This window comes from Methylobacterium sp. CM6244, from assembly GCF_054817885.1.
This window is the reverse complement of sequence record NZ_CM139247.1, coordinates 4583914-4609383: the sequence shown is the minus strand read 5'-3', so window position 1 is coordinate 4609383 and position 25470 is coordinate 4583914. Positions and strand designations below refer to the sequence as shown.

The following is a 25470-nucleotide window of genomic DNA, read 5'->3' as shown; positions in this document are numbered from 1 at the left end:
CCCGGAACGTCACTAGCTCGGGCCTCGGATCAGCGCGGTCGAAGCTCGATCGTCACGGGCACGTGGTCGGAGGGCTTTTCCAGGCCACGGAGATGCTTCTGCACGGAAGCCGAGACCAGACGGTCGGCGGCCTGGGGCGAGAGCAGCAGGTGGTCGATGCGGATACCCTGGTTCCGCTGCCAGCAGCCGGCCTGGTAATCCCAGAACGTGTAGAGGCCCGGCCGAGGGTCGCAGGCGCGCAGGGCCTCGGTGAATCCTTCGGCGAGGAGGGCGCGGAAGGCGGAACGAGTCTCGGGCAGGAACAGCGCGTCGCTCACCCAGGCGCTCGCATCCGCCGCGTCCTCGGGCTCGGGAATCACGTTGTAATCACCCGCCAGCACCAGGGCCCGCTCGTCGGCGAGGTGCGCACGCGCATGCACCCTCAACCGCTCCATGAAGCCGAGCTTGTAGGTGTATTTCGGTCCCGGCGTCGGATTTCCGTTGGGCAGGTAGATCGAGGCCACCCGGACGGGGGCCACATCCTCTCCCGAGATCAGCGCCTCGATGTAGCGGGATTGCTCGTCGGTCTCGTCGCCGGGCAGGCCACGGCGGATCTCGCTCATGGTGAGCGGCGCCCGCACCAGCAGGGCCACGCCGTTATATGCCTTCTGCCCCAGCGTCTCGACGGCGTAGCCCGCAGCCTCGATCTCGGCGCGGGGAAAGCCCTCGTCCTGGCATTTCAGCTCCTGCAGGCAGACCACGTCGGGCTTGGCCTCGTCGAGGAAGCCGACGAGATGGCCGACCCGCTGCTTGATCGAATTGACGTTCCAGGTGGCGATCCGCATGGGCTCTGAGATCCGGTCGGAGAGGGTCGCCCGTCATCGGGCCTTCGCGTCGGGCTGGCAAGGCATGCGGAGGGGAGGAAAACAGGATGTCCGACGGCTGGTTCGCACCGATCCGGGCCTATTGCGAGCGCGGGGATGCGGGCTTCTTGGCCGAGCCGCTGAACGCCGCCTCCAACGCCGCCTTCCTCGTCGCCGCGTTCCTGGCCTTTCGCCTCGCCGGCTCCGGCCCGAGACGAGACCGGGCGGCGACGGCGCTGGCCGGGCTCGTCGCCCTCGTCGGAATCGGGTCGTTCCTGTTCCACACCGTCGCCGTCCGCTGGGCGATGCTCGCCGACGTCATCCCCATCGCCCTCTTCATCTACGCCTATTTCTTCCTCGCCCTTCGACGGCTCCTCGGGCTCACCCTCGTTCCGGCGATCCTGGCGACCCTGGGCTTTGCCGGCTTCGCTGCCGGGCTGGAACCGGCCCTCGACGCGCTCACGGGCCAATCCATCGACCGCTTGAGCAACGGCTCTATCGCCTACGCGCCCGCCATCTTGGCCCTCGCCGGCGTCGCCGTCGGCTTGCTGATGCCCCAGACATGCTCCCTCGGCCCGGCACGGAGCCGCGCCGGCCTCTCGCTCCTCGCCATCGCCGCTCTGTTCGCCCTCTCGCTCACTTTCCGGACCTTGGATGCCGCGCTCTGCCCGAGCCTGCCCATGGGCACCCATTTCCTCTGGCATTGTCTCAACGCCGCCGTCCTGTACGGCCTCATCGCCACGGCGTGGCGCTTCGAGGCGAAAGTGAACGATCGGCGTTCCACACCCTGAGGAGGACGGCTCCGTCGTTCTCCGATTTTCCCGCTCGACGCCGCGTCGCGAGGAGCCACAGGTTTTCTTGCACGCCACAGGGATTCGTTGCAGAAGAGCCGGCCGTTCGAAGGAGCGGCGTCACGCACAGGCTCGAACGACGGGTTGCCCGCGCTCGGCCGAGCGAAGTCAGATACGGATCGCGTCCATGTCACAGAGCCTCCGCCTCGGCGTCGCCGGTCTCGGCACCGTCGGCGCTTCCGTCGTCCGGATGGTGGCTCGCCGCGCCGAAGCCATCACCGCCGCCACGGGCCGCGCGGTGCGCGTCACCGCCGTCTCCTCCCGCGACAAGACCCGCGACCGCGGCCTCGATCTCTCCGGCGTGACCTGGTTCGACGATCCCGTCGCCTTGGCCTCCTCGGGCGAGGTCGATTGCGTGGTGGAGCTCATCGGCGGCTCGGAAGGCCCGGCCAAGGCGACGGTGGAAGCTGCCATCGCCGCCGGGAAGCACGTGGTCACCGCCAACAAGGCGCTGCTGGCCCATCACGGCGCGGCCCTGTCGAAAGCCGCCGAGGCCAAGGGCGTGACCCTCGCCTACGAGGCTTCCGTCGCCGGCGGCATCCCCGTCATCAAGGCCCTGCGCGAGGGGCTCACCGGCAATGCCGTGTCGCGTGTCTACGGAATCATGAACGGCACCTGCAACTACATCCTCACCCGGATGGAGCGGGAGGGCCTGACCTTCGAGGCCTGCCTCAAGGATGCGCAGGCTCTCGGCTATGCCGAGGCCGATCCGACCTTCGACGTCGAGGGGTTCGACACCGCCCATAAGCTCGCCATTCTCGTCAGCCTCGCTTTCGGTGTGGAGATCGACGCCGAGGGCGTCTCGGTGGAGGGCATCTCGGCGATCCAGCCCCTCGACCTGACCATGGCCGAGGAACTCGGCTACCGGATCAAGCTGCTCGGCGTCGCACAGGTGGCCGAGGGCGGTATCGAGCAGCGCGTCCACCCGACCATGGTGCCGAAATCCTCCGCCATCGCCCAGGTGATGGGTGTCACCAACGCCGTGACCATCGATGCGGATGCGGTGGGCGAGCTGACGCTGATCGGCCCCGGAGCGGGCGGCGAGGCGACCGCTTCCGCAGTGGTGGCGGACATCGCCGACATCGCGGCCGGCGTCGCGCGCCCAACCTTCGGACGCCCCGCCGCGAGCCTCGCGCCGTCTGAGCGGGTGGCGATGCAGCGGCACGAGGGCGGCTATTACATCCGTCTCACCGTGCATGACCGGCCCGGCGTCGCGGCGGGTGTCGCCACGCGGATGGCCGAGCGTGACATCTCCATCGAAAGCATCCTGCAGCGGCGCTCGGAGAGCGCCGCCACCAAGGACCCGCATGGCCGCTCCGGCCAGCCGGTGCCCCTGGTGCTGATCACCTACGCGGCCACGGAAGGCACCATCCGCGCGGCGCTCGACGCCATCGCGGCGGATGGACTCCTTGCCGAAGCGCCGCAATTGATCAGGATCGAACGCGAATAAGAAGGCCGCCCATCGCGGCCCAGACACGACAAGGGACGGGACCAGGATGGCGGACGAAACGATTGGGCAGACGGGACATCCGGTCACCCGCACGCTGAGCCTCGAACTGGCGCGCGTGACCGAGCGCGCCGCCATCGCCGCCGCCCGGCTTCGCGGCCAGGGACGCGAGAAGGAGGCCGACCAGGCCGCCGTCGACGCCATGCGGCGCGAGCTCAACCTCCTGCCGATCAACGGCACGGTGGTCATCGGCGAAGGTGAGCGCGACGAAGCGCCGATGCTCTACATCGGAGAGCAACTCGGCACCGGGGCCGGGCCGAGGGTTGACATCGCCGTCGATCCGCTGGAGGGGACGACCCTCTGCGCCAAGGACATGCCCGGCGCCATCGCGGTGATGGCCCTGGCAGAACACGGGTCGTTGCTCGCCGCGCCCGACGTCTACATGCAGAAGATCGCCATCGGCCCCGGCTATCCCCAGGGCCTCGTCGATCTCGATGCCAGCCCGGCCGACAACATCGCGGCGCTCGCCCGGCACAAAGGCTGCGCCCCCTCCGAAATCACCGCCATCATCCTCGACAGGCCGCGCCATATGGGCCTGGTCGCCGCCGTCCGCGAGACCGGTGCCGGCATCCGCCTGATCTCGGACGGCGACATCGCGGGCATCATCCACACCACGAGCCCGGACGAGACCGGCGCCGACATCTATCTCGGCATCGGCGCGGCACCCGAAGGCGTCATCGCGGCTGGCGTCCTGCGCTGCATCGGCGGGCATATGCAGGGGCGTCTGATCCTCGACAGCCACGACAAGCGCGAGCGCGCGGCCCGGATGGGCATCAGCGATCCGAACCGCAAATACGAGCTCGCCGACATGGCGCGCGGCGACGTGATCGTGGCCGCGACCGGCGTCACCGACGGGGCGCTCCTGCAGGGCGTGCGGTTCAAGACCGGCATGATCGTGACGGAGACGGTGGTCTACCGGTCGTCCACCGGCACCGTCCGCCGCATCGTCGGCGAGCATCGCCGCCCCGAGCGGTTCGAAGCGTGACCGCCGTGCCGGGCCTCGCGATCCGCGCCGTCCGGCCCGACGAGCGCGAGGCCTGGGAGGGGTTGTGGTCGGGCTATCTCGACTTCTACCGCGCCTCGATCCCGGCGGAGACCCGCGACCTGACGTGGTCGCGGATCCACGATCCCCTCGTGCCCATCCATGCGTTGGTGGCCGAGGATGAGGGCGTCCTGGTGGGGCTCGTCCATTACGTCTTCCACGCCTCGGCCTGGACGCGCGGACCGTACTGCTACCTGCAAGACCTGTTCACGGCGCCGTCCTCCCGGGGCCGGGGGATTGCCCGCGCCCTGATCGAGGCAGTGATGGTCGAGGCCCGTTACGCCAGGGCCGACCGCGTCCACTGGCTGACGATGGAAGACAACGCACCGGCCCGCGCCCTCTACGAGACGCTCGCCGACCGGTCGGGCTTCATCCAGTACCGGCGGATCTTGCCGCCGGGCTGAACAGACGACGTGATGGTGGACCTGGGGTTAGTGACCCAGACATCCGAATTTCTCAATGAAATCGTTCGAAAGCGGCCTCGACACGCTGGCCCCATCCATCCCCTCAGGCCCCCACCCGACGCCTATCGCTCGGTGAGCGCTGCCTTGATGCGGTCGAGGTCGAGGGCGCGCCGACCGGTCTGGATCTGCAGGCATTCGCCGCTGAGAGGGCCGATGATGGAACCGCCGGGATAGACGAGGGACGGCCATTGGCAGGCCTTGTCGCGGAACGCGATCCAGGCCCGCTGGGCGTCACGCAGGGAGAGGTTGGCGCTCTCGCTCATCGCCGCGCCCAAATCCTTGTAGGTGCGGTTGAGGAGCGTATCCCAGGCCGCGATCTCGCGGGCGTAGCACCCGTTCATGCCCATGGTGGACGAGCCCGAACCGTCCGGCGCATCCATGCAGGGCTGGGAGACACGCCCGATACAGGACAGGCGCGCGCCGTCCTCCTTGGCGGATCCGACGCAACGCTCGATCGTCGCAAGGTCGGACGAGGCCTGACGGCCCGTGTCCGTCTGGGCGAGGGCGACTCCGCCCGACGACAGGGTGAGCATCGCCAAGGCGGCGATGCCGTTCGAGAATCCTCCGCGCATCGTGCGGGCTTCAGTTGAACAGGGTGCCTACGCCGCCCTGCACACGTCCGAGGCCCTGCTTGGCCACGGGATTGCCGGGCTCGAGCTGAGCGGCGCGCTGGTAGCTCTCCATGGCCTCCTTCTTGCGGTTCGACTTCTCGTAGGCGAGACCGCGATAGGCCCAGGAGGTGGCGTCCTTGTTGTTGACGTTGAGGGCCGCGTTGTAATCCTCGATCGCCTTGTCGAACTGGTTCGTGGCGATGAGGCTCTGGCCGCGCGCGGCGTAGGGCGCGGCGACGAAGGGATTGCGGTCGATGGCGGCGTCGAAATCGCCGATGGCCTGGGTGTTCTGGCCCTGGCGCTGACGGACGAGGCCGCGCGCATGGTAGGCCTCGGCCGATTCCGGCGTCAGGCGGATCGCCTGGTTGAGGTCGGAGGTGGCGCCGTCGAGATCGCCCTGGGCGCGCAGCACGTTGGCGCGGCCGATATAGGCCGGCCCGTAGCTCGGATCGGCGGAGATCGCCTTCGAGAAATCGGCCAATGCCGCGTCGTTGCGGCCGGTCTGGCGGTAGGCGAGGGCACGGTTGTTGTAGGCCGAGGCCGAATTCGGATCGATCTGGACGGCTTTCGAGAAGTCACCGATGGCGTCGTTGAACTGGCCCGAACGGGCATAGGCCGCGCCGCGGGTGACATAGGCGCCGGCATCGTTGGGATTGCGCTGGATCACCTCGGTGAGGGAGGCGATGTTGACGTTGGTGGCACCGGTGGAATCGGTTTCGACCACGGCGAACTGGCGCGTCGCCGCTGCCCCGCCACCGCCATAGGTCTCGCACCCGGCCAAAGCCGCCGCCATCGCCACGGCCCCGATCAGACCCGCCTTCGCGCGCGGCACTACAAACGTCATTGCCCCTCTCCCCTCGGGATCGCCATGCCCCCAAGGCACGCTCCCGTCCGCTGCTGTCGCCCATCCCGCCGCCGGCGCGCTCCGTGAGGGGCTGCGCAACGCGGGGGCCGGCGAATTCCGGCACAATCCCGCATCGCGGTGAACACGCGCTTAAAAGAGCGCCGGTGCACCCGCTCAAGCGTCGCGATGTGGCGAAGGTATGGCTCGCGCCGGGGCAGGGTCGAGAACGCGATGAGCGGGATCGAGGCAGAGGGCCGGTGTTGCAGAAAAGGCGCAATTTTGCGCCTCACCCGCGGCTCCTACACAACCGGGATCACCCGCGTGACATGGCCCATCTTGCGGCCCGGCCGGGCGTCACCCTTGCCGTAGAGGTGGAGATGCGCGCCGGGTTCGGCGAGGAGCGCCTGCCAGGCGTCGATATCGTCGCCGATCAGGTTCTGCATCTCGACGGAGGCCCCGGCGACGCGCGAGGCATCGCCCAGGGGCCAGCCGCAGACGGCGCGCACATGCTGGGCGAATTGCGACGTCACCGCGCCCTCGATGGTCCAATGCCCAGAATTGTGCACCCGCGGCGCGATCTCGTTGACGATCAAATGCTCGCCGGCCTCATCACGCACCAGGAACATCTCAACGGCGAGGATTCCCACATAGTCCAGGGCCTCGGCGATCCTGCGGGCGATCTCCACCGCTTTCCGGGCGGTCTCCTCCGACAGGTTCGGTGCGGGCACGCGTGTGAGCGCCAGGATGTGGTCGCGGTGCTCGTTCTCGCACAGGTCGAAGGCGGCGAAGCTTCCATCGGGGGAACGGGCCGCCACCACCGAGACCTCGCGCTCGAACGGCACGAACCCTTCGAGGATGAGCGGCGCGCCGCCGAACTCGGCGAAGATCGCGTTCCGGTCGCCCTCTTCGGCGGTGCGGATGATGCGCTGGCCCTTGCCGTCATAGCCGAAGCGGCGGGTCTTCAGCACGGCGGGAAGGCCTATCGTCACCAGCGCACGGGCGAGGTCGTCCGGCGTGTCGATCTGCCGAAACGGCGCGGTGGCGATGCCGAGGCCGTTGATGAAGCTCTTTTCGGACAACCGGTCCTGTGTCGTCGAAAGAGCGTCGGCGCTCGGGCGAAGAGGCGCGTGGCGCGCCAGCAGGTCGGCGGTCTCGCGCGGGATGTTCTCGAACTCGTAGGTCACGACGTCGACGCTCGCCGCGAAGCGGGCGAGAGCATCTGAATCGTCATAGGCCGCGCAGGTCGTCTCGGCCGCGACATCGAAGGCCGGGCTCGCCGCATCGGGGGCGTAGACATGGACCTTCAGGCCGTAATTGGCCGCGGCCAGCGCGATCATGCGGCCGAGCTGGCCGCCGCCGATGATGCCGAGGGTGGAACCGGGCGTGAGGGACATGTCGGTCACGGAATCTGTGTCTCCGGCCTCTCGGCCACGGATGCGGTCTGCGCGGCCCGCCACGCATCGAGGCGCTCGGCGAGGGCGGTGTCGGTCAGGGCCAGGACGGCGGCGGCGAGGAGGGCCGCGTTGACGGCACCGGCCCGGCCGATGGCGAGGGTGCCCACGGGAATGCCGGCCGGCATCTGCACGATCGAGAGCAGGCTGTCCTGGCCGGACAGGGCCTTCGATTCCACCGGCACGCCGAAGACCGGCAGCGAGGTCATGGCGGCGGTCATGCCGGGGAGATGCGCGGCCCCGCCGGCGCCGGCGATCACGACCTTGTAGCCCGCCTGCTTCGCCCCCTTGGCGAAGGTGACGAGGCGGTCCGGCGTGCGATGGGCGGAGACGATGAACGCCTCGTGCGGCACGCGAAGGGCATCGAGGGTATCGGCGGCGTGCTGCATGGTCGCCCAGTCGGACTGGCTTCCCATGATGATCGCGACCGGGGGCGCTCCCGCCATCGTCGTCACTTCCTTCCCGAGACGATCGCGGCCGCCTGGTCATGCTTGGCCGGGTTCAGGCCATGTCTTCGTGGCGGCGCGATCCCGGGAAGCGATCCTGCACCCGGACCGTGCCGCATACGCGGGCGGGCGACCGCCCGCAAGACGGTGCCCGAGCCAATCCTGTGCTCAAGGCAAACCGGTTCCAGAGCGCTCTCCGCCGACGTGGATGCAGGCTCGGCGAAAAAGAGCGCGGCAGAACAGAAGGCCTGAAGATGTGCCCGACCCGACGTGGTCGGGCGCAGCTCTAGGCGATGATGTCGGGCGTGATCTGGTCTTCCAGATAGGAGATCCGGTCCCGCAGGCCGAGTTTACGCCGCTTCAGGCGTTGGATCTGCAACTGGTCGCCGGCGACGCTCAGTTCCAAGGCGTCGATGGCCCCGTCGAGGTCGCGGTGCTCCTGGCGGAGCCGCGCCAGCTCTTCGACGAACTCCGCCGTCCCGTCATCCTCGAACTCACCCGCCATCGCACCTGCAGCCCCGACACGCCCCTTGTTGAAACCATGCGGCACACACGCCCCTGCGGCAAGGCGGTGGCCGCAATTCGCTCTGGAAGATGCTTCTTCCATCGCAGCGGGCTTCGCCGGGCACGATTAACTAATGTTGGCCAACACCCGAATCCGGTTTCGACAGCCGGCTCATACTATGCCAATCTACCTGAGTCGGAACGAGACAGGAGAAACGACTCATGTCGCTGCAGACGCATTTGAGCCAACTCGCCCTCAAGCACGAAGCCCTCGAGCGGGAACTTCATTCCGCGATTCAAAGCCCGTCTGAGAACGATCTACGGATCGCAGAATTGAAGCGACGCAAACTTCACCTCAAGGACGAGATCAATCGGCTTCGTGCCGCGACCGACTCGGTGCATTAGAGCCCGTTCCAAGTCATTTCGTAATTTCCAGAACGACGCCGCCGCGCTCCACAGCGCGGCGGCTTTCGTTTGTGGTGATATCGGCCGTGTCGCCTTGGGCGCGGCTTGAGCTACAATCTCCGATCAGGCCGGCATCCTTCGACCGGCCATCCGGGGACGAACCGCCATGGACGCTGCCGCGACACCTCCCGAATCGGCTGAAGCACCGGACGCGTACGGCCCGGTCCATGCCGCCTCCCTCGCCGATCCCGAAGGTTTCTGGCTGAAGGCCGCCGATGCGCTCGACTGGGAGACCGCCCCCTCCCGCGCCTTCGACCCGGAGGCCGGTGCCTATGGACGCTGGTTTCCCGACGCGACGCTGAACGCCTGCCACAACGCCGTCGACCGCCATGTGGCGAAGGGACGGGGCGAGCAGGCGGCGATCCTGTACGATTCCCCCGTCACCGGAACGAAGCGGACGATCGGCTACGCGGCCCTGCGCGACGAAGTGGCGACCCTCGCCGGCATCCTCTCGCTGCTCGGCGTGGAGAAGGGCGATCGGGTCGTCATCTACATGCCGATGATTCCCGAAGCCGTGTTCGGGATGCTGGCCTGCGCACGTCTCGGCGCTGTCCATTCCGTGGTGTTCGGCGGTTTCGCCGCCAACGAACTCGCGATCCGCATCGCCGACGCCGCCCCGAAGGTGGTGCTGGCCGCCTCCTGCGGCATCGAGCCGAGCCGGGTAGTGCCCTACAAGCCGCTCCTGGACGCGGCCATCGCGGCCTCGCCGCACAAGCCCGCAGCCTGTCTCATCCTGCAGCGTCCTCAGGCGGAGGCGGGATTGGTGGAAGGGCGCGACCGCGACTGGGCCGAGACGGTCTCCCGCGCGAAGGCCGCCGGAATCAGCGCCGATTGCGTCCCCGTCGCGGCGACCGACCCGCTCTACATTCTCTATACCTCGGGCACGACGGGCAAACCCAAGGGCGTTGTGCGGGATACCGGCGGGTATTGCGTGGCGCTCTCCTGGTCGATGCCCAACCTCTACGATGTGAAGCCCGGCGAGGTGTATTTCTGCGCCTCCGATATCGGCTGGGTGGTGGGCCATTCCTACATCGTCTACGCGCCGCTGCTGCATGGCTGCACCACCGTCCTCTACGAAGGCAAGCCGGTGGGGACACCCGATGCGGGGGCGCTCTGGCGGGTCGCGGCGGAATACGGCGTCGCCTGCCTGTTCACGGCACCGACGGCCCTACGAGCGATCAAGAAGGACGACCCGCGCGCCGAACTCGTCGCCTCCTACGACCTCTCCGGCTTCCGCTCCCTGTTCCTCGCCGGCGAGCGGGCCGACCCGGATTCGGTCGCCTGGGCCGAGCGGGCCCTCGACCGGCCGGTGATCGACCATTGGTGGCAGACCGAGACCGGCTGGGCCATCGCCGGCAATCCGGTGGGGATCGGCATGCTGCCGGTGAAGCATGGCAGTGCCTGCGTGCCGATGCCGGGCTACGATCTCGCAGTCCTCGACGAAGCCGGCAAGCCGCTGCCGCCCGACACGATGGGCACGATCGCCCTGCGGCTTCCCCTGCCGCCCGGCTGCCTGCCGACCCTGTGGGGCTCGGACGATCGCTTCCGCCAGAGCTACCTCACCACCTATCCCGGCTGGTACGACACGTCGGATGCCGGGATCGTCGACGCGGACGGCTACGTCACCGTGCTCGGGCGCACCGACGACATCATCAACGTCGCCGGGCACCGGCTCTCCACCGGCGGGATGGAGGCGGTTCTGGCCGCCCATCCCGATGTCGCCGAATGTGCCGTCATCGGCATCCGCGACGCGCTGAAGGGCGAACAGCCCTGCGGCTTCGTGGTGCTGAAATCCGGCGTCTCCCGCGACACCGCCGAGATCGAGCGCGAACTCGTCGCCTCCATCCGCGAGCGCATCGGCCCCGTGGCGGCGTTCAAGCTGGCCCTCACCGTGGCACGGCTACCCAAGACCCGCTCGGGCAAGATCCTGCGTGGCACCATGAAGAAAATCGCCGACGGCGAAGCCTGGACCACCCCACCCACCATCGACGACGCGGCCGTGCTGGACGAGATCGGCGAGAGCTTGAAGGGGAGGGGGATCGGGAGCTGAGCGTTCCCTTGGCTGGACTGATGAAGCTTCAGCGGAACCCGTTCCGGCGCCAGTCGAAGAAGAAGCGCAGCGTCAGGCTCCCGGCGACGAGGGGAGCCGCTGAAGCTGCACGCCCTGCGCTGACAGCTTTTGGATTCACCCATCTGCTCGATGGCTGTTCCTCTCTCAAAGAGATGGTGACGTGAGGCGCGACGGGCTCACTCTCCTAGAAGGCAGGGCGATCGCATATGCCAATTTGCTTGTCAGAAACCCGCTGGCACCCCCCCGTCATCCCGGGTCCGCGTAGCGGAGCCCGGGATCCAGAAACACAAGTAGTGCAGGACTTTACACTGTCAGCGGCTCTAGATTGCACGCCTCTGGCGCGGCCCTCCGGGTCCGGGCTCGCCTGTGGCGACGCGGAATGACGGTGTGGTGTCATATGCGATCACCCTGCCTGGAAGGAGAGGGGACCCGAGCGGCCCGCGAGATGTGGGAGTATCGCAGACGGAGACGCTTTGGGCGTTCGGGAAACGCAGATGTGGCCCGTCCATCCCTGGCGCGGGGGAGACAGGTGCTCCATCTAGGCAGTCAGCCAAAACCGGATCCCGCGCATGACCGCACGCCTGTTCGAACCTCTGTCCCTCGACGGCCTGACGCTGCCCAACCGCATCATCGTCGCCCCCATGTGCCAGTATTCGGCCCATGCGGGCCAAGCCGGCGATTGGCACATGATGCATCTGGGGCAGCTCGCCATGTCGGGCGCGGGCCTACTGACGCTGGAAGCCACCGCGATCTCGCCGGAGGCGCGCATCTCTCCCACGGATCTCGGCCTCTACTCGGACGAGACCGAGCTGGCGCTGGGCCGGGTGCTCGATGCGGTGCGGCTCCGTGCGCCGATCCCCATCGCGATCCAGATCAACCATGCCGGTCGCAAGGCCTCGAGCCGCGCCCCCTGGGACGGCGGCTCGCAGATCGAGCCGGAGATGCCGGACGGCTGGCGCACCGAGGCGCCCTCGGCTGTTCCCCATGGCGACGGTGAGGTGCCGCCCCATGCCCTCGACGCGGAGGGGCTGAAGCGCATCCGCGACGGTTTCGTGGAGACGGCGAAGCGCGCGTTGCGCATCGGCATTGACGGGTTCGAACTCCACGGCGCCCATGGCTACCTGCTGCACCAGTTCCTCTCGCCGCTCTCCAATCACCGCACGGATGCCTATGGCGGCAGCCTCGCGAACCGGATGCGCTTTCCGCTGGAATGTTTCGAGGCGGTGCGTGAGGTCGTGCCGGCGGGCCAGCCGGTCTGGATGCGGGTCTCGGCCACCGATTGGGTCGAGGGCGGCTGGACGCTCGACGAGACCGTGGAACTGGCCCATGCGCTGAAGCGGCGCGGTTCGGCGGCGATCCACGTCTCCACCGGCGGCCTCTCCACGCGCCAGGAGATCCCGCTCTCGCCCGGCTATCAGGTTCCCTTCGCCGAGCGGGTAAAGGCCGAGACCGGGCTCACCACCATCGCGGTCGGCCTCATCACCGAGGCGGCCCATGCGGAATCGATCCTGGCCGAGGGCAAGGCCGATGCGGTCTCGCTCGCCCGCGCCATGCTGTACGATCCGCGCTGGCCGTGGCATGCGGCGGCCGAGCTCGGCGCCCAGGTGAGTGCGCCCAAGCAGTACTGGCGCTGCCAGCCGCGCCAGTTCAAGACCCTGTTCCGCGATACCCAGTTCGGGCAACGCTGACCCGATTTCAGGCAAAGACCATGGACGACGACATCACGACGATCACGGTGCAGCGCGTCCGCTACGACGAGGAGAACGGCATCAGCCTGATCTCCGGCGCGGACGACGAAGAGGAGCCGGCCGGCTACTTCATCATCCAGATCGAGAAGGGCGACCCGGACGGGCCGCTCATCGAGATTTTCGGAGAGGATCTCACCCAGTCCGACGGGGTGACGGCCTTGGAGATCGGCGTACGCCACCTGCTCTTCAGCTTCGAGCCGACGAGCCTCATCGGCGCGGAGATGCCGATGGTGCGGATCGAATCGATGACGGAGATCGCCGAACTCGCCAAGGCGCGGCTCAGGGTCGCCTTCGGCAAGCGGGCTCGGCTGGCCTGATCCGGCCGCCCTATTTCGCCACCGCCCCCACCAGCGGCCCCAGCGGCCGGCTGATGTCGGAGCGGTTGATGCCCGGCGCGTAGAGGCTGGACACGCTGCCGTCGAGGAAGAGGGCGTTGGCGCAGCCGAGCGTGTCCTTGAACAGCCGGGCGAAGGAACCGAAGGTCACGGGGCGCTCCGAGATGGCGAAGATCGCCGTGCGGCCGTCGTCGCGGACGCCGACGCCGTTGCGGATCTTCTGGCTCGGCCCGTCGGTGGAGATCTTCGGGTGGATCTTGCCGTCGATCACCAGCATCGGCCCCGATTGGGTAGCGAAATCCGGCTTGATCTTCTGGCGCAGGTAGCGGGCCGTCTCGGCGACGCCAGCGCGCTCGCCTTTCACGTAGAAGATGCCATTGGGCTTGAGATGAAAGTTGCCCGGCCCGTTGGCGGTGGAGACGCCCTTCATCTCGCGGCCCTCCTCCACATAGAGGCCGACCGGCGCCTGGCCCTTGTCGTACATGCCGCCATTCATGGCGAAGCTGAGCTTCGGCCCGATCTTCTCGCCCAGCGTCGACAGCGACGAATAGGGCAGGCCGTCGGTGCCGAGCCAGAACACCCGCACCCGCTCGCGGCGCAGATCCACCGTACAGATCGTGAAGGTCTCGCCCTCCGACTGCACCGCCTTACACGGAGAGGGTGTGGCGGGCGCGGCCCCGGCGGGCAGGGGAGCGAGTCCGGCCGAGCCCCCAAGAAGCATGGCTCCGGCAAAGGCTCGGGCAACAGCACGGGCAAGGTTGGGTCGCGTTGACGTCATCGGTGAATCCCGGGGCGAACGAACCGTCCGCCGTCCCATGCGGACGGCGTGGCGCGGGGTGTCCTCGCCCGAAACCGGAGGCGTTTTCAAGGCGTGACGGTCGCCCGTCTCACCGAGCTGTGATCGGCACGGCCGGTGCGGGACAAAATGCGCCATGAACCCTTTGCGGAGCCGGGGCGTTCTGCAACCACTGGGGACAAGAACCTGTCTTTGGAGACAAGACGATGAAACGCATTGTTCTGGCAGCGACCGCGATGGTCGGCGCTCTGGCGATGATCCCGGCGACGGCGGAAGCCCGTGGCTGGGGCGGCCATGGCGGCGGATTCGGCCATGGTGGCGGGTTTGGCCATGGCGGCTTCGGACGCGGTGGATTCGCCCATGGCGGCTTCGGCCGCGGGGGCTTCGGTCACGGTGGCTTCGGCGGCTATCGCGGCGGCTTCCGGAGCGCGGGCTTCGGCTATCGCGGCGGCTGGGGTGGGCATCGCGGCTACGGCTGGCGCGGCGGTTACGGCCGTGGCTACGGCTACGGCCTCGGCGGCCTCGGCCTCGGTGTGGGCCTCGGCCTCGCCGCTGGCGGGCTCTATGGCGGCTACGGTGGCTATGGCGGATACCCGGCCTACGGGTATGGTTACGCCCCGGTCGCTTATGGCGGATACGGCGGTTACGGTGGCGAATGCTACACCGTCCCGCGCACCCGCTGGACTCCCTACGGACCTCGCCGGGTCCTGGTCGAGCGCTGCTACTGAGCCGGTCTCGTTCGAGATGACTTCAATAGGAAAGGGACCGCCTCGGCGGTCCCTTTTTCGTTGCCCCCTCGGCCAACCCATACGCTATCGCCGGCCTCGCTCGTCCTTGCGCATCGGCATGGCATCGATAGTGGAAAACAGGCGGGGGGCCGGGATCGGGGCGGCTTCGACGAGCTTCGCATCGCCGTCCTTGCCCACCAGCACGACACGGAAGTCCCGCTCCCCAATCCCGAAGCGGTTGCGGATGCTTTTGGCCTCGGCGCCTGTCCCGATCGCCTCCACCACGACGAGGTCGCGCTCCGCGTAATCCGCCCGTCGCGCCCGCGCCTCGCGTCTCTGCGCCTCGATCCGCGGATCTTCACCGTCCGGAGCGACGATGACCAGAACGCGCGACGTCCAGCGATGGGCGGCGAGGGGATCTTCGGCGAGCGCCTGCGACGCAAGGCCGGACATGGCAGCGATACTGGCGAGGAGAAGCGGGCGGGTCATCCGGGTATACCGATCGGGGTGACGGGCATGTGCCCATGGGCGTCAACGCCGCTCGGCGCGGGCGGTGCCCCGGCCCTGCGACGGGAACACCCCGAGCCAGATCGGCCTTGTCGAAATGTCCCTCGATTCCCGCACGCCCGTTCAGCGGATTCGTCATCACAACCGGAGCGTCAGATCATGGTCGCCGTGAACCGCAGCATCGTCCTCGCCTCCCGTCCGCACGGAGAGCCGACCGCCGCGCATTTCCGGCTCGAGGAGAGCCGCACACCGACGCCGGGGGAGGGGGAAGTGCTGCTCCGCAACCGCCTCCTCTCCCTCGATCCCTACATGCGCGGACGGATGAGCGCGGCGAAATCCTATGCCGAGCCTGTCGCCATCGGCGCGCCCATGGTCGGGGCCACCGTATCGGAGGTGGTGGCCTCGCGGCATCCGGATTTCCACGAGGGCGACGTGGTGACCGCCTTCGGGGGCTGGCAGGATTTCGCGGTCACCAAGGGACAGGGGCTGCGCAAGCTCGATCCCGAAGCGGCGCCGGTCAGCACGGCGCTCGGCGTCCTCGGGATGCCGGGCATGACCGCCTATACCGGCCTCCTCACCATCGGGCAGCCGAAGGCGGGCGAGACCGTCGTGGTCGCCGCCGCTGCCGGGCCGGTAGGCTCCCTCGTCGGCCAGATCGCCAAGCTGAAGGGCGCGCGCGCCGTCGGCATCGCGGGCGGTCCTGAGAAATGCGCCTACCTCACCGACGTGCTCGGCTTTGACGCGGCGGTCGATCACCGCACCGACGACCTGCCCGGCGCGCTTGCCGCCGCTTGTCCCGACGGGATCGACGTGTATTTCGAGAATGTCGGCGGCGCGGTGTTCGACGCCGTACTGCCGCTCCTCAACGACTTCGCCCGCATTCCGGTCTGCGGCCTCGTCTCGGGCTACAACCTCACCGAATTGCCGCCGGGGCCGGACCGCAGCCCCGTCGTCATGCGCGCCATCCTGACCAAGCGCCTGACCCTGCGCGGCTTCATCGTGTGGGATTTCGCCGACCAGGAGGAGGAGTTCCTGAGTGAGGTCGGAACCTGGCTGAGAGAAGGGCGCATCCAGCATCGGGAAGACATCGTCGACGGACTGGAGGCGGCACCGGAGGCCTTCATCGGGCTGCTGAAAGGGCGGAATTTCGGCAAGATGCTGGTGCGGATCGCGTGACGGCCAAGCGCGCGATCCTTGCGCGCCAAAACGAACAAAGATAGAACATCGACCTGTGATCGGTGGGGACAAATTCGCCCTCCCGATTGCGGGCCGCCTGTCCGAAGTTCATGAAGGGCGAACGGGACGGACGGCGTGTGAGGCCCTTCCGTCAGTGAGATCGATCGAGAGGAGAGCGGCATGGCCGGCAGCGTCAACAAGGTGATTTTGGTGGGCAATCTCGGGCGCGACCCCGAGACCCGGCGCCTCGCCTCCGGCGATCCCGTGGTCAACCTGCGCATCGCCACGTCCGAATCCTGGAAGGACAAAGCGTCGGGCGAGCGCAAGGAGAAGACCGAGTGGCACTCGGTGGTGATCTACAACGAAAACCTCGCCCGCGTGGCCGAGCAGTACCTGCGTAAGGGCTCGAAGGTCTATATCGAGGGCCAGCTCCAGACCCGGAAATGGGCGGACCAGTCCGGCGTCGAGAAATACACCACCGAGGTGGTGCTCCAGCGCTTCCGCGGTGAGCTGACCCTCCTCGACGGCCGCAGCGGCGGTGGAGAGATGGGCGCCGACGACGAGGGCGGCGGCCAGATCAGCCGCGGCGGCGATTACGGCGGCGGCCGTGGCGGGGATCGCGGGGGAGACCGGGGTGGCGATCGCGGCGGGGAATACGGCGGCGGCCGTTCCTCGGGCGGCGAGCGTCGGCCGGCGGCGGCTTCGTCGAAGCCCAATTACGACCTCGACGACGATATCCCGTTCTAGGGATCTGCCGTTCCCGTCAACGGCATCCGTCAGACGGGACGCATTACGAGAGTCACACATCTCGCGAGCAGCGCGGGTCCCCTCTCCTGGAAGGAGAGGGACAGGGTGAGGTGTGTGACCTTTTCGAATATGGACCACACCTCGCCACAACTCTCTCCATCCAGGTGAGAGAGCACGTCGCGCCTCATATCGCCTCTCCATGAACAGGGGGGAACAGGCGTCGAGGAGATGGGTGAATCCAGCAGCCGCTGACCGAGCAGACCGGCGGGTGCCCGATCAGGGGGTAAGCATCAGGCGTCGGGTTGCGACGGCCCGAGCCGCGCCATCTCCGATGCGACCTCCAGCAGGGTTTCCCCGGTCAGATCCGGCGCCTCGAGGGCCGGTGAGTACGGCACGCCACGAGCGACATAGCCTGTCATGAGGCCGGCGATCCTGGCGCCGTGGAGGTCCCAAGGGTGGGTCGCGATCATCGCCATCTCGCTCGGGGCGAGGGCGGCGGCCCGCGCGGCATGGCGGTAGACCTCGGGGCGCGGCTTCGAGAGCTTCACCTCTTCGATGGAGAAAACCCGCTCGACGAGCCCCTCCATGCCGGCCGCAGCGAGCAATCCCCTCGTGGTCGCGGCTGCGCCGTTGCTCAGCGCGAAGACCCGGATGCCGGCATCGGCCAGAACCTCGAATGCCGCCTTGGCGTCCTCGTGCGGCGGAAGGGCCTTCATCATGCCGAGCAAAGCCGTCTTGTCCTCCGGCGAGGCGGAGAGGCCGTGCATGGCGAGCACCTCGTCCAGGCACCCCGACAGCACGGACTGGAACGGCGCAAAGGTGCCTGTCGCCGCCAGGGCGAACATGTCCCGCAGGCCGGCGGTGTAGAGGAAGTCCAGGGCGAGGGGCGGCAAGCCCATCGCCACCAAGGCGGGCCGCATCGGCTCCATGCTGAACACGGTGCCGATGATGTCGAAAGCGACGGCTTTCGGGCGAGTGAGCATGAGATTGCCCCTGTGGATGGGTGCTGCGGGATCAGTCGCGTCAGGTAACCGGCCTCGCGCTCCGCCAGTTCACATTCACCGCATTGGCGTGCTTCCATGGGCTCGATCGAGCAGGGGAGGCGAATCGATGCGCGTCATGGTTCTGGTCAAGGCGACCACAGACAGCGAGGCAGGGATCATGCCGTCCCTCGACCTGCTCACCGCCATGGGCGAGTTCAACATGGAACTCGCCAAGGCGGGCATCCTCCTCGCCGGCGAGGGCCTGCACCCGTCCGCCAAGGGCAAGCGGGTCGCCTTCGACGGCGCCTCCCGCACCGTCAGCGACGGCCCCTTCGCTTCGACCGGGGAACTGGTCGCCGGCTTCTGGCTCTGGCAAGTGAAGGACATGGAGGAAGCGCTCGACTGGGTGAAGCGCTGTCCCAACCCGATGCCCGGCCCGAGCGAGATCGAGATCCGGCCGCTCTACGAGATGTCCGATTTCGCGGGCGCTGCGGCGGGGTGAGGGGCACGAGGCTCCGACCCCACCATTGCAGGCCGCCTCGCGATACTCCCACATGGGCCCCGGATCGGGTTCCACCGCGCCTCCACCCATTCGGGGAAGAGGCCGGGAAACAACCGGTGCTCATGCGCTGAAATCGGCGTCGCAAGCGCTTGCGACGCATGGGGTTTGTCGATGTCGTCGCGACATGTCCGGCGGTGGCGCAGCGGCACCGGATGGCGTATGAAGGACGTCCGAGCCAGGACGTGACGCGGCCGGCCTTTTCGAGGCCACGCGGAACGCCCCGCCCCCCACTTTCCGTAGCGCCCGTCGCTCCACGCGGACCCGGCCCGCCGGGACCGTCACAGGCAGAGATCGAAGACCTTGGCAGAGAAAGACGATACCGGCGCCGGCGCGACGCCGCCCGCCTCGGACATCAAGCCCGTTTCCATCACCGACGAGATGCGCCGCTCCTATCTCGATTACGCCATGAGCGTGATCGTGAGCCGGGCTTTGCCCGATGCGCGGGACGGCCTGAAGCCGGTGCACCGGCGCATCCTCTACTCGGCCTATGAGAGCGGGCACCTGCCCGAGCGGAAATACGTCAAGTCGGCCCGCATCGTCGGCGACGTGATCGGTCTCTACCATCCGCATGGCGACCAATCGATCTACGACGCCTTGGTCCGCATGGCCCAGGACTTCTCGATGCGGCTCATGCTCATCGACGGGCAGGGCAATTTCGGCTCCGTGGACGGCGATCCGCCGGCGGCCATGCGCTACACCGAGTCGCGTCTGGCCAAGCCCGCCAACGCGTTGCTCGCCGATATCGACAAGAACACCGTCGACTTCCAGCCGAACTACGACGAGTCGCGCGAGGAGCCGAAGGTTCTGCCCGCGCGCTTCCCCAACCTCCTCGTCAACGGAGCGGGCGGCATCGCGGTGGGCATGGCCACCAACATCCCGCCGCACAATCTCGGCGAGCTCATCGACGCCTGTATCGCCCTCATCGACGAGCCGGGCCTGACGATCGAGCAGCTGACCGAATACGTCCCCGGCCCCGACTTCCCCACCGGCGGCTCGATCCTCGGCCGCGCCGGCGTGCGGCAGGCCTACGCCACGGGCCGCGGCTCGGTCATCATGCGGGCGAAGTCCCATGTGGAAGAGCTTCGCAAGGAGCGCGAGGCGCTGATCTTCACCGAGATCCCGTATCAGGTGAACAAGGCGACTCTCATGGAGAAGATCGCCGAGCTGGTGAAGGAGAAGCGGGTCGAGGGCATCTCCGACCTGCGCGACGAATCCGACCGCGACGGCATGCGCATCGTCATCGAGATCAAGCGCGATTCGATGGCCGACGTGGTGCTGAACCAGCTCTACCGCTTCACGCCGCTGCAATCCTCGTTCGGCTGCAACATGGTGGCGCTGAACGGCGGCCGCCCCGAACTGATGAACCTGAAGGACCTGCTCACGGCCTTCGTCGACTTCCGCGAGGAGGTCGTCTCGCGGCGGACCAAGTTCCTGCTCGGCAAAGCCCGCGAGCGCGCCCACGTCCTGTGCGGCCTCGCCATCGCGGTGGCCAATATCGACGAGGTCATCCGCCTCATCCGCACCTCGCCCGATCCGAACACCGCCCGCGAGGCGCTGATGGGCCGCCATTGGCCGGCCCTCGACATCGCGCCGCTCATCGCCCTGGTGGACGACCCGCGCCACCGCGTGGACGAGAACGGCAATTACCGTCTCTCGGAGATCCAGGCCCGCGCCATCCTCGACCTGCGCCTGCAGCGCCTCACGGCTCTCGGCCGCGACGAGATCGGCGACGAGCTCCAGAAGCTCGCCGACGAGATCGCCGACTACCTCGACATCCTGCGCTCGCGCCTGCGCATCATGACGATCGTCAAGGACGAGCTGCGCGAAGTCCGCGAAGCCTACGCGACACCGCGCAAGACCATGATCCTCGACTGGGATTCGAACGTCGAGGACGAGGACCTGATCCAGCGCGAGGACATGGTCGTCACCGTGTCCCATGCCGGCTACGTCAAGCGCGTGCCGCTCTCGACCTACCGGGCCCAGCGCAGGGGCGGCAAGGGCCGCTCCGGCATGTCCACCCGCGACGAGGATTTCGTCACCCGCCTGTTCGTGGCCAGCACGCACACGCCGGTCCTGTTCTTCTCGAACCAGGGGCAGGTCTACAAGGAGAAGGTCTGGCGCCTGCCGATGGCCGCCCCCAACGCGCGCGGCAAGGCGCTGGTCAACATCCTCGCCGTGGATGCGGGCACGGAGCGCATCACCACGATCATGCCGCTGCCCGAGGACGAAGCCTCCTGGGAGACGCTCGACGTCATGTTCGCCACCGCCAGCGGCGGCGTGAGGCGCAACAAGCTCTCGGATTTCGTGCAGGTGAACCGCGCCGGCAAGATCGCCATGAAGCTCGACGAGGGCGACCACATCGTCCACGTGGAGATCTGCCGCGCCGACCAGAACGTCCTGCTCACCACGCAAGCCGGCCAGTGCATCCGCTTCCCGGTGGAGGATGTCCGCGTCTTCAAGGGCCGCGATTCCACCGGCGTGCGCGGCATCAGCCTGGCGCAGGACGACCGCGTCATCTCGATGACGATCCTCAACAGCTTCGATGCGACGCCCGAGGAGCGCGGTGCCTTCCTGAAGATGCAGCGGGCCGTGATCGGCGACACCGAGGGCGGCGATGCCGATTCCGAGGACATCGCCACCGATGCGCCGCTTCTCTCCCAGGAGCGCTACGCCGAAATGGGCGCGGCCCAGCAATTCGTGCTCACCCTCTCCGAGCGCGGCTTCGGCAAGCGCAGCTCGTCCTTCGAGTATCGAATCTCGGGTCGCGGCGGCAAAGGCATCACCGCCATGCGGGTCAACCCGCGCAACGGCAACCTCGTCGCTTCCTTCCCGGTCCAGCCCTCGGACCAGATCATGCTGGTGACCAATGCCGGACAACTCATCCGTGTGCCGGTGGACGATATCCGCATCGTCGGCCGCGCCTCGCAGGGTGTCACGGTGTTCAACACCGAGAAGACCGAGCGCGTGGTCTCCGTCGAGCATATCGAAGGTGAAGGCGAAGGTGAGGACGATGCCGGAGAGGTGACGGCAATCGATCCCGCAGGCGACGCCACCTGAAGACGGCCCTGTTCAGGCCGGTCTGGAATCGTTCGAGACCAGTCTGAACATTGTCGCGGGGAATGCCGGTCGAGTCGCAAGACTTGGCCGGCATTCTCGTTTCGGTCACTAATCTTCGGTGTTGCAGCCAAGTCATATCCGGCGCCGCGATGCACCGATAAGTTCAGCCTCAGAGAGATATCGCTCCACGATCCGCGCCGGACCGAACGAGACGTTCGGCGCAGCGTGGAGTTGCGAAAAGGCTCTGACGTTCCGGCACTTCGCTTGGCGAATCCATAAGCCGGACGTCGTCGACCAGACTTCGAAGACCGAAACTTCGGGCGGGCGCTCCATCGGGGCATCCGCCCTTTTTCGTGCGTCGGTCCCTAGCCGGGAGGATTCGCTATCGGGCCGGGATGGTCGCGGGCGGTTCCGTTTCGAGGCGAAATGCTCTACGCCCACCGGTGATGATCCGCACCGCGCTCTACGCTGGCTCTTTCGATCCGGTCACGAACGGACACCTCGACGTCATCCGTCAGGCATGCCGGCTCGTGCAGCACCTGGTGATCGCCATCGGCGTGCATCCGGGCAAGGCCCCCATGTTCTCGCCCGAGGAACGGGCGGATCTGCTGCGGGCGACCTGCGCCCCCCTGGCGGAGGCCGAAGGCGCCAGCCTCGACATCGTCACCTTCGACGATCTGGCGGTGTCGGCCGCACGGCGCTCGGGCGCCAGCATCTTCATCCGCGGCCTGCGCGACGGCACGGATCTCGACTACGAGATGCAGCTCGCCGGCATGAACGGCGCCATGGCGCCGGAGGTGCAGACCGTGTTCCTGCCCGCCTCCACCGGCGTCCGGCCGATCACCGCCACCCTGGTGCGCCAGATCGCGGCCATGGGCGGCGATGTCTCGCCCTTCGTTCCTCCCCTCGTGGCGGAACGGCTCGCCGCGCGCTTCACGCAAGCCTGATCCCTTCCATCCCCCTCTTTCAACGGACCGGAGACCGCCCCCTCATGACTCATCGGACCCTCCATCGGCGGACCGCCTTCCTGTCCCTGGCCCTCGCCGCCATGATCGGGTTCGCGCCCGTGGCACGGGCCGCCGACGACAACACGGTCTATCTCGACACCAAGGATGGCCGCGTCACCATCGAGCTGCGCCCCGATCTCGCGCCGCAGCACGTGGCCCAGCTCAAGACCCTCATCAAGAAGGGCTTCTATGACGGGCTGAAGTTCCATCGCGTCATGGACGGGTTCATGGCCCAGACCGGCGACCCGAAGGGCAACGGCACCGGCGGTTCGTCCCTGCCGAACATCCCCGCCGAATTCTCGCAATCGCCGTTCCGGCGCGGCACGCTCGGCATGGCCCGCTCGTCGGATCCGAACTCGGCGAACTCGCAGTTCTTCATCTGCCTCGGCGATGCACCGTTCCTGAACGGGCAGTACACCGTTATCGGGCTCGTCTCCTCCGGCATGGACGTCGTCGACAAGATCAAGAAGGCCGCCGCGGGCGCTCCGGGCGGCGCGGTCCAAAACCCCGACAAGATCGTGAAGATGCAGATGGCCCAAGGCGCGAAATGAGCGGAGGCGCGACAGTGAGGCGCCCGACGCGCCTCGCCGTCGTCGCGTCGGCGGTCGCCATCCCGTTCGCGGCGGCTTTTGCAGGAGCCGCCCTGGCAGCGTCCGGCCTGCCCCTGACGCCGCCCGCGTCCCTACGCTCCACGGTGCAGGCCCCGGAGGGCGGCATCGCAACGAGTCCGGCTAACACGCTTCAAGAGCTCTACCCCCGACTCGCGGCCTGTTGGGAAATACCGCAGGGCCTCGCCGGCTTCCCGCGTACCGAGATCACCGCCCGTTTCGCGCTCCGCCGCGACGGGTCCGTCATCGGCGAGCCTCGCATCACCTTCTCGATGCAGAATGCCGATCAGCGCGGCAGGGATATCCTGACCCGCTCGACCCTCGACGCGATCCGGCGCTGCACGCCGGTCGCGATCACGCCGGCGCTCGGCGCCGCCATCGCGGGGCGCCCGATCGCCCTGCGGTTCATCTACCAAGGTCCCCAGGGACAAGGAGTCTGACCCCATGGCCGATACCGAAACCCTCATCCTCGAAACCACCAAGGGCCGCGTCGTCATCGGGCTGCGCCCGGATCTCGCCCCCAACCATGTCGAGCGTCTCAAGACGCTGGCGGGTCAGGGATTCTACGACGGCGTGCCGTTCCACCGCGTCATCGACGGGTTCATGGCCCAGACCGGCGACCCGACGGGCACCGGCTCGGGCGGTTCCGACCTGCCGGACCTGAAGGCCGAGTTCAACGACGAGCCGCATGTGCGCGGCACCTGCTCCATGGCCCGCACCAACTTCCCGCATTCGGCCAATTCGCAGTTCTTCCTCTGCTTCGGCGATGCCCGCTTCCTCGACAAGCAGTACACGGTCTGGGGCAAGGTGACCGAAGGCATGGACGTGGTGGACAGCCTCAACAAGGGCGAGCCGCCCCGCTCGCCGGACAAGATCGTCAAGGCCACGGTCGGCACCGCCTGAGCCGACCGGCCTTCCAATGAAAAGGGCGTCCGCGCGTGACCCGCGCGGACGCCCTTTCTCGTTTGTGGGGCCCAGCTCCGCGCGTTACATGAAAACGGCGATTTTCCTGTAACGCGGGTACGAGCCATGCCGTCCATCGATGCCGCCGCGCAGACGGTCTTCGCCGATCTCAATCAGCGCTGCGCCGATGCGGAGTTCGACCGCGACTTTCCCGAGAACGGCAAGTTCATCAGGCGCACCATCAAGGCGCGCGAATACTGGTACTATCAGGGCTACGATGCCGCCACCGGCACGAAGTCCAACCGCTATGTCGGTACCGTAGCGGATTCCGAGACCACGCGGCGGGTCGAGGCCCATGACCGCCAGCGGGTCGATTACCGCACCCGTATCGACGCGGTTCGGATGTTGCGAAGCGCCGGGTTTCCGACAGCGGACGCCCTGACGGGCCGGGTCGTCGAACGTCTGGCGCAGGCAGGCTTCTTTCGCCTGCGTGGCGTCCTGGTCGGCACGGTGGCGTTCCAGACCTATCCGGGCCTCGTCGGGGAGCGCCCGGTGAGAGCGCTCAGGACCGGCGACATCGATCTTGCACAGGATTACGGTATCTCGGTCGCGATCGGAGAGAGCATGCCTCCCGTTCACGAGGAACTTCAGGCCGTAGATGCGAGCTTCCGTCCGGTGCCGAACCTGTCACGGCCGGACGGCACGAGCGCTTTCGCGAACGCCAATGGGTTTCGGGTGGAGTTTCTCGTGTCGAACCGTGGCTCGGACGATCTGACCGGCGCGCTCGTCCCGATGCCGGCCCTCGGCGGTGTCAGCGCCCAGCCGCTTCGCTGTCTCGATTTCCTCATCAGAGACCCGGTTCGCTCGACGCTGCTCCATGCCGGCGGGATCTCCGTCACGGTGCCTGCTCCAGAGCGCTACGCCGTTCACAAACTCATCGTGGCGAACGAGCGGACCGAGCGTGAGAAACAGGCGAAGGACCTAACTCAGGCAGGCTTCCTGATCGCGGCCCTGGCCAGGAACCAGCCCGTTGCTCTGGCAGCCTCCTGGGTCGAGGCGTGGAGCCGAGGTCCCTCCTGGCGCCGTCACCTAGAAACAGGCGTCGCACGCCTCGACGAGACCGGGCGCATCGCTATCACGCAAGCCGTCTGCGCGCATGACGGAATGCTGGGCTACGAGCCGACGCAGGTCGGGTTTCCCGCATCTCCTGCGTAG

The 25470-nt window shown here is 67.7% G+C and carries 27 protein-coding genes; 18 read left to right on the top strand and 9 right to left on the bottom strand.

Annotated elements, in window-relative coordinates:
- Positions 1-29: 29 nt before the first annotated feature.
- A complete protein-coding gene (gene xth / locus ACYQML_RS21605; RefSeq protein WP_461233993.1) occupies positions 30-824 on the bottom strand; it encodes an exodeoxyribonuclease III in 795 nt (264 codons plus the stop codon).
- A gap of 86 nt (positions 825-910) precedes the next feature.
- Here xth and ACYQML_RS21600 point away from each other — a divergent pair, with 86 nt between their 5' ends.
- The 4 genes from ACYQML_RS21600 to ACYQML_RS21585 all read left to right on the top strand — a co-directional run bounded on the left by ACYQML_RS21600 (position 911) and on the right by ACYQML_RS21585 (position 4646).
- A complete protein-coding gene (locus ACYQML_RS21600) occupies positions 911-1633 on the top strand; it encodes a ceramidase domain-containing protein (protein ID WP_461233992.1) in 723 nt (240 codons plus the stop codon).
- A 187-nt stretch (positions 1634-1820) separates the two neighbouring features.
- Positions 1821-3143, top strand: a complete 1323-nt coding sequence (locus tag ACYQML_RS21595; RefSeq protein ID WP_056452784.1) for a homoserine dehydrogenase — start codon at positions 1821-1823, stop codon at positions 3141-3143.
- 46 nt (positions 3144-3189) lie between these two features.
- Positions 3190-4185 (top strand): class II fructose-bisphosphatase, encoded by a 996-nt coding sequence (glpX, locus tag ACYQML_RS21590; protein WP_461233991.1) that lies wholly within the window; start codon positions 3190-3192, stop codon positions 4183-4185.
- Positions 4186-4190: 5 nt separating this feature from the next.
- A complete protein-coding gene (locus ACYQML_RS21585) occupies positions 4191-4646 on the top strand; it encodes a GNAT family N-acetyltransferase (RefSeq protein ID WP_461235763.1) in 456 nt (151 codons plus the stop codon).
- A gap of 122 nt (positions 4647-4768) precedes the next feature.
- On the opposite strand, the gene ACYQML_RS21580 is transcribed toward ACYQML_RS21585, so the two are convergent.
- The 5 genes from ACYQML_RS21580 to ACYQML_RS21560 form a co-directional block, all read right to left on the bottom strand.
- Positions 4769-5278 carry a lysozyme inhibitor LprI family protein gene (locus ACYQML_RS21580; RefSeq protein ID WP_461233990.1) on the bottom strand — a complete coding sequence of 170 codons (510 nt, stop codon included), beginning with the start codon at positions 5276-5278 and terminating at the stop codon, positions 4769-4771.
- Between the two features lie 10 nt (positions 5279-5288).
- A complete protein-coding gene (locus ACYQML_RS21575; protein WP_056433639.1) occupies positions 5289-6161 on the bottom strand; it encodes a tetratricopeptide repeat protein in 873 nt (290 codons plus the stop codon).
- A 299-nt stretch (positions 6162-6460) separates the two neighbouring features.
- Positions 6461-7564 (bottom strand): 5-(carboxyamino)imidazole ribonucleotide synthase, encoded by a 1104-nt coding sequence (locus ACYQML_RS21570; RefSeq protein WP_461233989.1) that lies wholly within the window; start codon positions 7562-7564, stop codon positions 6461-6463.
- Complete coding sequence (gene purE / locus ACYQML_RS21565) at positions 7561-8058, bottom strand: 5-(carboxyamino)imidazole ribonucleotide mutase (protein WP_056433636.1); 498 nt, start codon at positions 8056-8058, stop codon at positions 7561-7563. Before purE ends, ACYQML_RS21570 begins: the two co-directional genes overlap by 4 nt.
- Positions 8059-8344: 286 nt before the next feature.
- Positions 8345-8563: a YdcH family protein gene (locus ACYQML_RS21560; protein ID WP_056433634.1), complete on the bottom strand. Its 219-nt coding sequence runs from the start codon at positions 8561-8563 to the stop codon at positions 8345-8347.
- A 221-nt stretch (positions 8564-8784) separates the two neighbouring features.
- Between ACYQML_RS21560 and ACYQML_RS21555 the strand changes: the two genes are divergently transcribed.
- From ACYQML_RS21555 to ACYQML_RS21540, 4 genes are all read left to right on the top strand, one after another.
- Complete coding sequence (locus ACYQML_RS21555) at positions 8785-8967, top strand: YdcH family protein (protein ID WP_056433631.1); 183 nt, start codon at positions 8785-8787, stop codon at positions 8965-8967.
- Between the two features lie 166 nt (positions 8968-9133).
- Entirely contained in the window at positions 9134-11077 is a 1944-nt protein-coding gene (locus tag ACYQML_RS21550) for a propionyl-CoA synthetase (RefSeq protein WP_461233988.1), read from the top strand.
- A gap of 590 nt (positions 11078-11667) precedes the next feature.
- Positions 11668-12786 carry an NADH:flavin oxidoreductase/NADH oxidase gene (locus ACYQML_RS21545; RefSeq protein ID WP_461233987.1) on the top strand — a complete coding sequence of 373 codons (1119 nt, stop codon included), beginning with the start codon at positions 11668-11670 and terminating at the stop codon, positions 12784-12786.
- Positions 12787-12806: 20 nt separating this feature from the next.
- Entirely contained in the window at positions 12807-13163 is a 357-nt protein-coding gene (locus ACYQML_RS21540; RefSeq protein ID WP_018043001.1) for a hypothetical protein, read from the top strand.
- 10 nt (positions 13164-13173) lie between these two features.
- Here the strand turns inward: ACYQML_RS21540 and ACYQML_RS21535 are convergent, their stop codons facing one another.
- Positions 13174-13902, bottom strand: a complete 729-nt coding sequence (locus ACYQML_RS21535; protein WP_428406077.1) for a phosphodiester glycosidase family protein — start codon at positions 13900-13902, stop codon at positions 13174-13176.
- Positions 13903-14183: 281 nt separating this feature from the next.
- Between ACYQML_RS21535 and ACYQML_RS21530 the strand changes: the two genes are divergently transcribed.
- Entirely contained in the window at positions 14184-14705 is a 522-nt protein-coding gene (locus ACYQML_RS21530) for a hypothetical protein (protein ID WP_428406047.1), read from the top strand.
- An 84-nt stretch (positions 14706-14789) separates the two neighbouring features.
- Here the strand turns inward: ACYQML_RS21530 and ACYQML_RS21525 are convergent, their stop codons facing one another.
- Positions 14790-15194: a DUF4174 domain-containing protein gene (locus ACYQML_RS21525; protein ID WP_461233986.1), complete on the bottom strand. Its 405-nt coding sequence runs from the start codon at positions 15192-15194 to the stop codon at positions 14790-14792.
- Positions 15195-15371: 177 nt separating this feature from the next.
- Here ACYQML_RS21525 and ACYQML_RS21520 point away from each other — a divergent pair, with 177 nt between their 5' ends.
- Both ACYQML_RS21520 and ssb read left to right on the top strand, forming a co-directional pair.
- The gene (locus tag ACYQML_RS21520; protein ID WP_461233985.1) at positions 15372-16388 is read left to right on the top strand and encodes an NADP-dependent oxidoreductase; all 1017 of its coding nucleotides are present in this window, start codon (positions 15372-15374) and stop codon (positions 16386-16388) included.
- A gap of 180 nt (positions 16389-16568) precedes the next feature.
- Positions 16569-17135 (top strand): single-stranded DNA-binding protein, encoded by a 567-nt coding sequence (ssb, locus tag ACYQML_RS21515; protein ID WP_207411376.1) that lies wholly within the window; start codon positions 16569-16571, stop codon positions 17133-17135.
- A gap of 290 nt (positions 17136-17425) precedes the next feature.
- Here ssb and ACYQML_RS21510 read toward each other — a convergent pair whose 3' ends face one another.
- Positions 17426-18118 (bottom strand): HAD-IA family hydrolase, encoded by a 693-nt coding sequence (locus ACYQML_RS21510; RefSeq protein WP_424753368.1) that lies wholly within the window; start codon positions 18116-18118, stop codon positions 17426-17428.
- Positions 18119-18245: 127 nt separating this feature from the next.
- Here ACYQML_RS21510 and ACYQML_RS21505 point away from each other — a divergent pair, with 127 nt between their 5' ends.
- The 7 genes from ACYQML_RS21505 to ACYQML_RS21475 all read left to right on the top strand — a co-directional run bounded on the left by ACYQML_RS21505 (position 18246) and on the right by ACYQML_RS21475 (position 25470).
- Positions 18246-18620 (top strand): YciI family protein, encoded by a 375-nt coding sequence (locus tag ACYQML_RS21505; protein ID WP_461233984.1) that lies wholly within the window; start codon positions 18246-18248, stop codon positions 18618-18620.
- 360 nt (positions 18621-18980) lie between these two features.
- The gene (gene gyrA, locus ACYQML_RS21500; RefSeq protein WP_461233983.1) at positions 18981-21737 is read left to right on the top strand and encodes a DNA gyrase subunit A; all 2757 of its coding nucleotides are present in this window, start codon (positions 18981-18983) and stop codon (positions 21735-21737) included.
- A 446-nt stretch (positions 21738-22183) separates the two neighbouring features.
- Entirely contained in the window at positions 22184-22684 is a 501-nt protein-coding gene (gene coaD / locus ACYQML_RS21495; protein WP_056433597.1) for a pantetheine-phosphate adenylyltransferase, read from the top strand.
- Positions 22685-22728: 44 nt separating this feature from the next.
- Positions 22729-23295, top strand: coding sequence for a peptidylprolyl isomerase (locus ACYQML_RS21490; protein WP_311273998.1), 567 nt, complete (start codon positions 22729-22731; stop codon positions 23293-23295).
- 14 nt (positions 23296-23309) lie between these two features.
- Entirely contained in the window at positions 23310-23792 is a 483-nt protein-coding gene (locus ACYQML_RS21485) for a hypothetical protein (RefSeq protein ID WP_419952074.1), read from the top strand.
- 4 nt (positions 23793-23796) lie between these two features.
- Positions 23797-24255 (top strand): peptidylprolyl isomerase, encoded by a 459-nt coding sequence (locus ACYQML_RS21480; RefSeq protein ID WP_018043013.1) that lies wholly within the window; start codon positions 23797-23799, stop codon positions 24253-24255.
- A 126-nt stretch (positions 24256-24381) separates the two neighbouring features.
- A complete protein-coding gene (locus ACYQML_RS21475) occupies positions 24382-25470 on the top strand; it encodes a nucleotidyltransferase family protein (protein ID WP_461233982.1) in 1089 nt (362 codons plus the stop codon).

What these genes read in the sequence shown, in the direction of transcription:
- xth (WP_461233993.1), bottom strand. Translation starts at nt 824, where the DNA reads ATGCGGATCGCCACCTGGAACGTCAATTCGATCAAGCAGCGGGTCGGC.
- ACYQML_RS21600 (WP_461233992.1), top strand. Translation starts at nt 911, where the DNA reads ATGTCCGACGGCTGGTTCGCACCGATCCGGGCCTATTGCGAGCGCGGG.
- ACYQML_RS21595 (WP_056452784.1), top strand. Translation starts at nt 1,821, where the DNA reads ATGTCACAGAGCCTCCGCCTCGGCGTCGCCGGTCTCGGCACCGTCGGC.
- glpX (WP_461233991.1), top strand. Translation starts at nt 3,190, where the DNA reads ATGGCGGACGAAACGATTGGGCAGACGGGACATCCGGTCACCCGCACG.
- ACYQML_RS21580 (WP_461233990.1), bottom strand. Translation starts at nt 5,278, where the DNA reads ATGCGCGGAGGATTCTCGAACGGCATCGCCGCCTTGGCGATGCTCACC.
- ACYQML_RS21575 (WP_056433639.1), bottom strand. Translation starts at nt 6,161, where the DNA reads ATGACGTTTGTAGTGCCGCGCGCGAAGGCGGGTCTGATCGGGGCCGTG.
- purE (WP_056433636.1), bottom strand. Translation starts at nt 8,058, where the DNA reads ATGGCGGGAGCGCCCCCGGTCGCGATCATCATGGGAAGCCAGTCCGAC.
- ACYQML_RS21560 (WP_056433634.1), bottom strand. Translation starts at nt 8,563, where the DNA reads ATGGCGGGTGAGTTCGAGGATGACGGGACGGCGGAGTTCGTCGAAGAG.
- ACYQML_RS21555 (WP_056433631.1), top strand. Translation starts at nt 8,785, where the DNA reads ATGTCGCTGCAGACGCATTTGAGCCAACTCGCCCTCAAGCACGAAGCC.
- ACYQML_RS21550 (WP_461233988.1), top strand. Translation starts at nt 9,134, where the DNA reads ATGGACGCTGCCGCGACACCTCCCGAATCGGCTGAAGCACCGGACGCG.
- ACYQML_RS21545 (WP_461233987.1), top strand. Translation starts at nt 11,668, where the DNA reads ATGACCGCACGCCTGTTCGAACCTCTGTCCCTCGACGGCCTGACGCTG.
- ACYQML_RS21540 (WP_018043001.1), top strand. Translation starts at nt 12,807, where the DNA reads ATGGACGACGACATCACGACGATCACGGTGCAGCGCGTCCGCTACGAC.
- ACYQML_RS21535 (WP_428406077.1), bottom strand. Translation starts at nt 13,902, where the DNA reads ATGCTTCTTGGGGGCTCGGCCGGACTCGCTCCCCTGCCCGCCGGGGCC.
- ACYQML_RS21530 (WP_428406047.1), top strand. Translation starts at nt 14,184, where the DNA reads ATGAAACGCATTGTTCTGGCAGCGACCGCGATGGTCGGCGCTCTGGCG.
- ACYQML_RS21525 (WP_461233986.1), bottom strand. Translation starts at nt 15,194, where the DNA reads ATGACCCGCCCGCTTCTCCTCGCCAGTATCGCTGCCATGTCCGGCCTT.
- ACYQML_RS21520 (WP_461233985.1), top strand. Translation starts at nt 15,372, where the DNA reads ATGGTCGCCGTGAACCGCAGCATCGTCCTCGCCTCCCGTCCGCACGGA.
- ssb (WP_207411376.1), top strand. Translation starts at nt 16,569, where the DNA reads ATGGCCGGCAGCGTCAACAAGGTGATTTTGGTGGGCAATCTCGGGCGC.
- ACYQML_RS21510 (WP_424753368.1), bottom strand. Translation starts at nt 18,118, where the DNA reads ATGCTCACTCGCCCGAAAGCCGTCGCTTTCGACATCATCGGCACCGTG.
- ACYQML_RS21505 (WP_461233984.1), top strand. Translation starts at nt 18,246, where the DNA reads ATGCGCGTCATGGTTCTGGTCAAGGCGACCACAGACAGCGAGGCAGGG.
- coaD (WP_056433597.1), top strand. Translation starts at nt 22,184, where the DNA reads ATGATCCGCACCGCGCTCTACGCTGGCTCTTTCGATCCGGTCACGAAC.
- ACYQML_RS21490 (WP_311273998.1), top strand. Translation starts at nt 22,729, where the DNA reads ATGACTCATCGGACCCTCCATCGGCGGACCGCCTTCCTGTCCCTGGCC.
- ACYQML_RS21480 (WP_018043013.1), top strand. Translation starts at nt 23,797, where the DNA reads ATGGCCGATACCGAAACCCTCATCCTCGAAACCACCAAGGGCCGCGTC.
- ACYQML_RS21475 (WP_461233982.1), top strand. Translation starts at nt 24,382, where the DNA reads ATGCCGTCCATCGATGCCGCCGCGCAGACGGTCTTCGCCGATCTCAAT.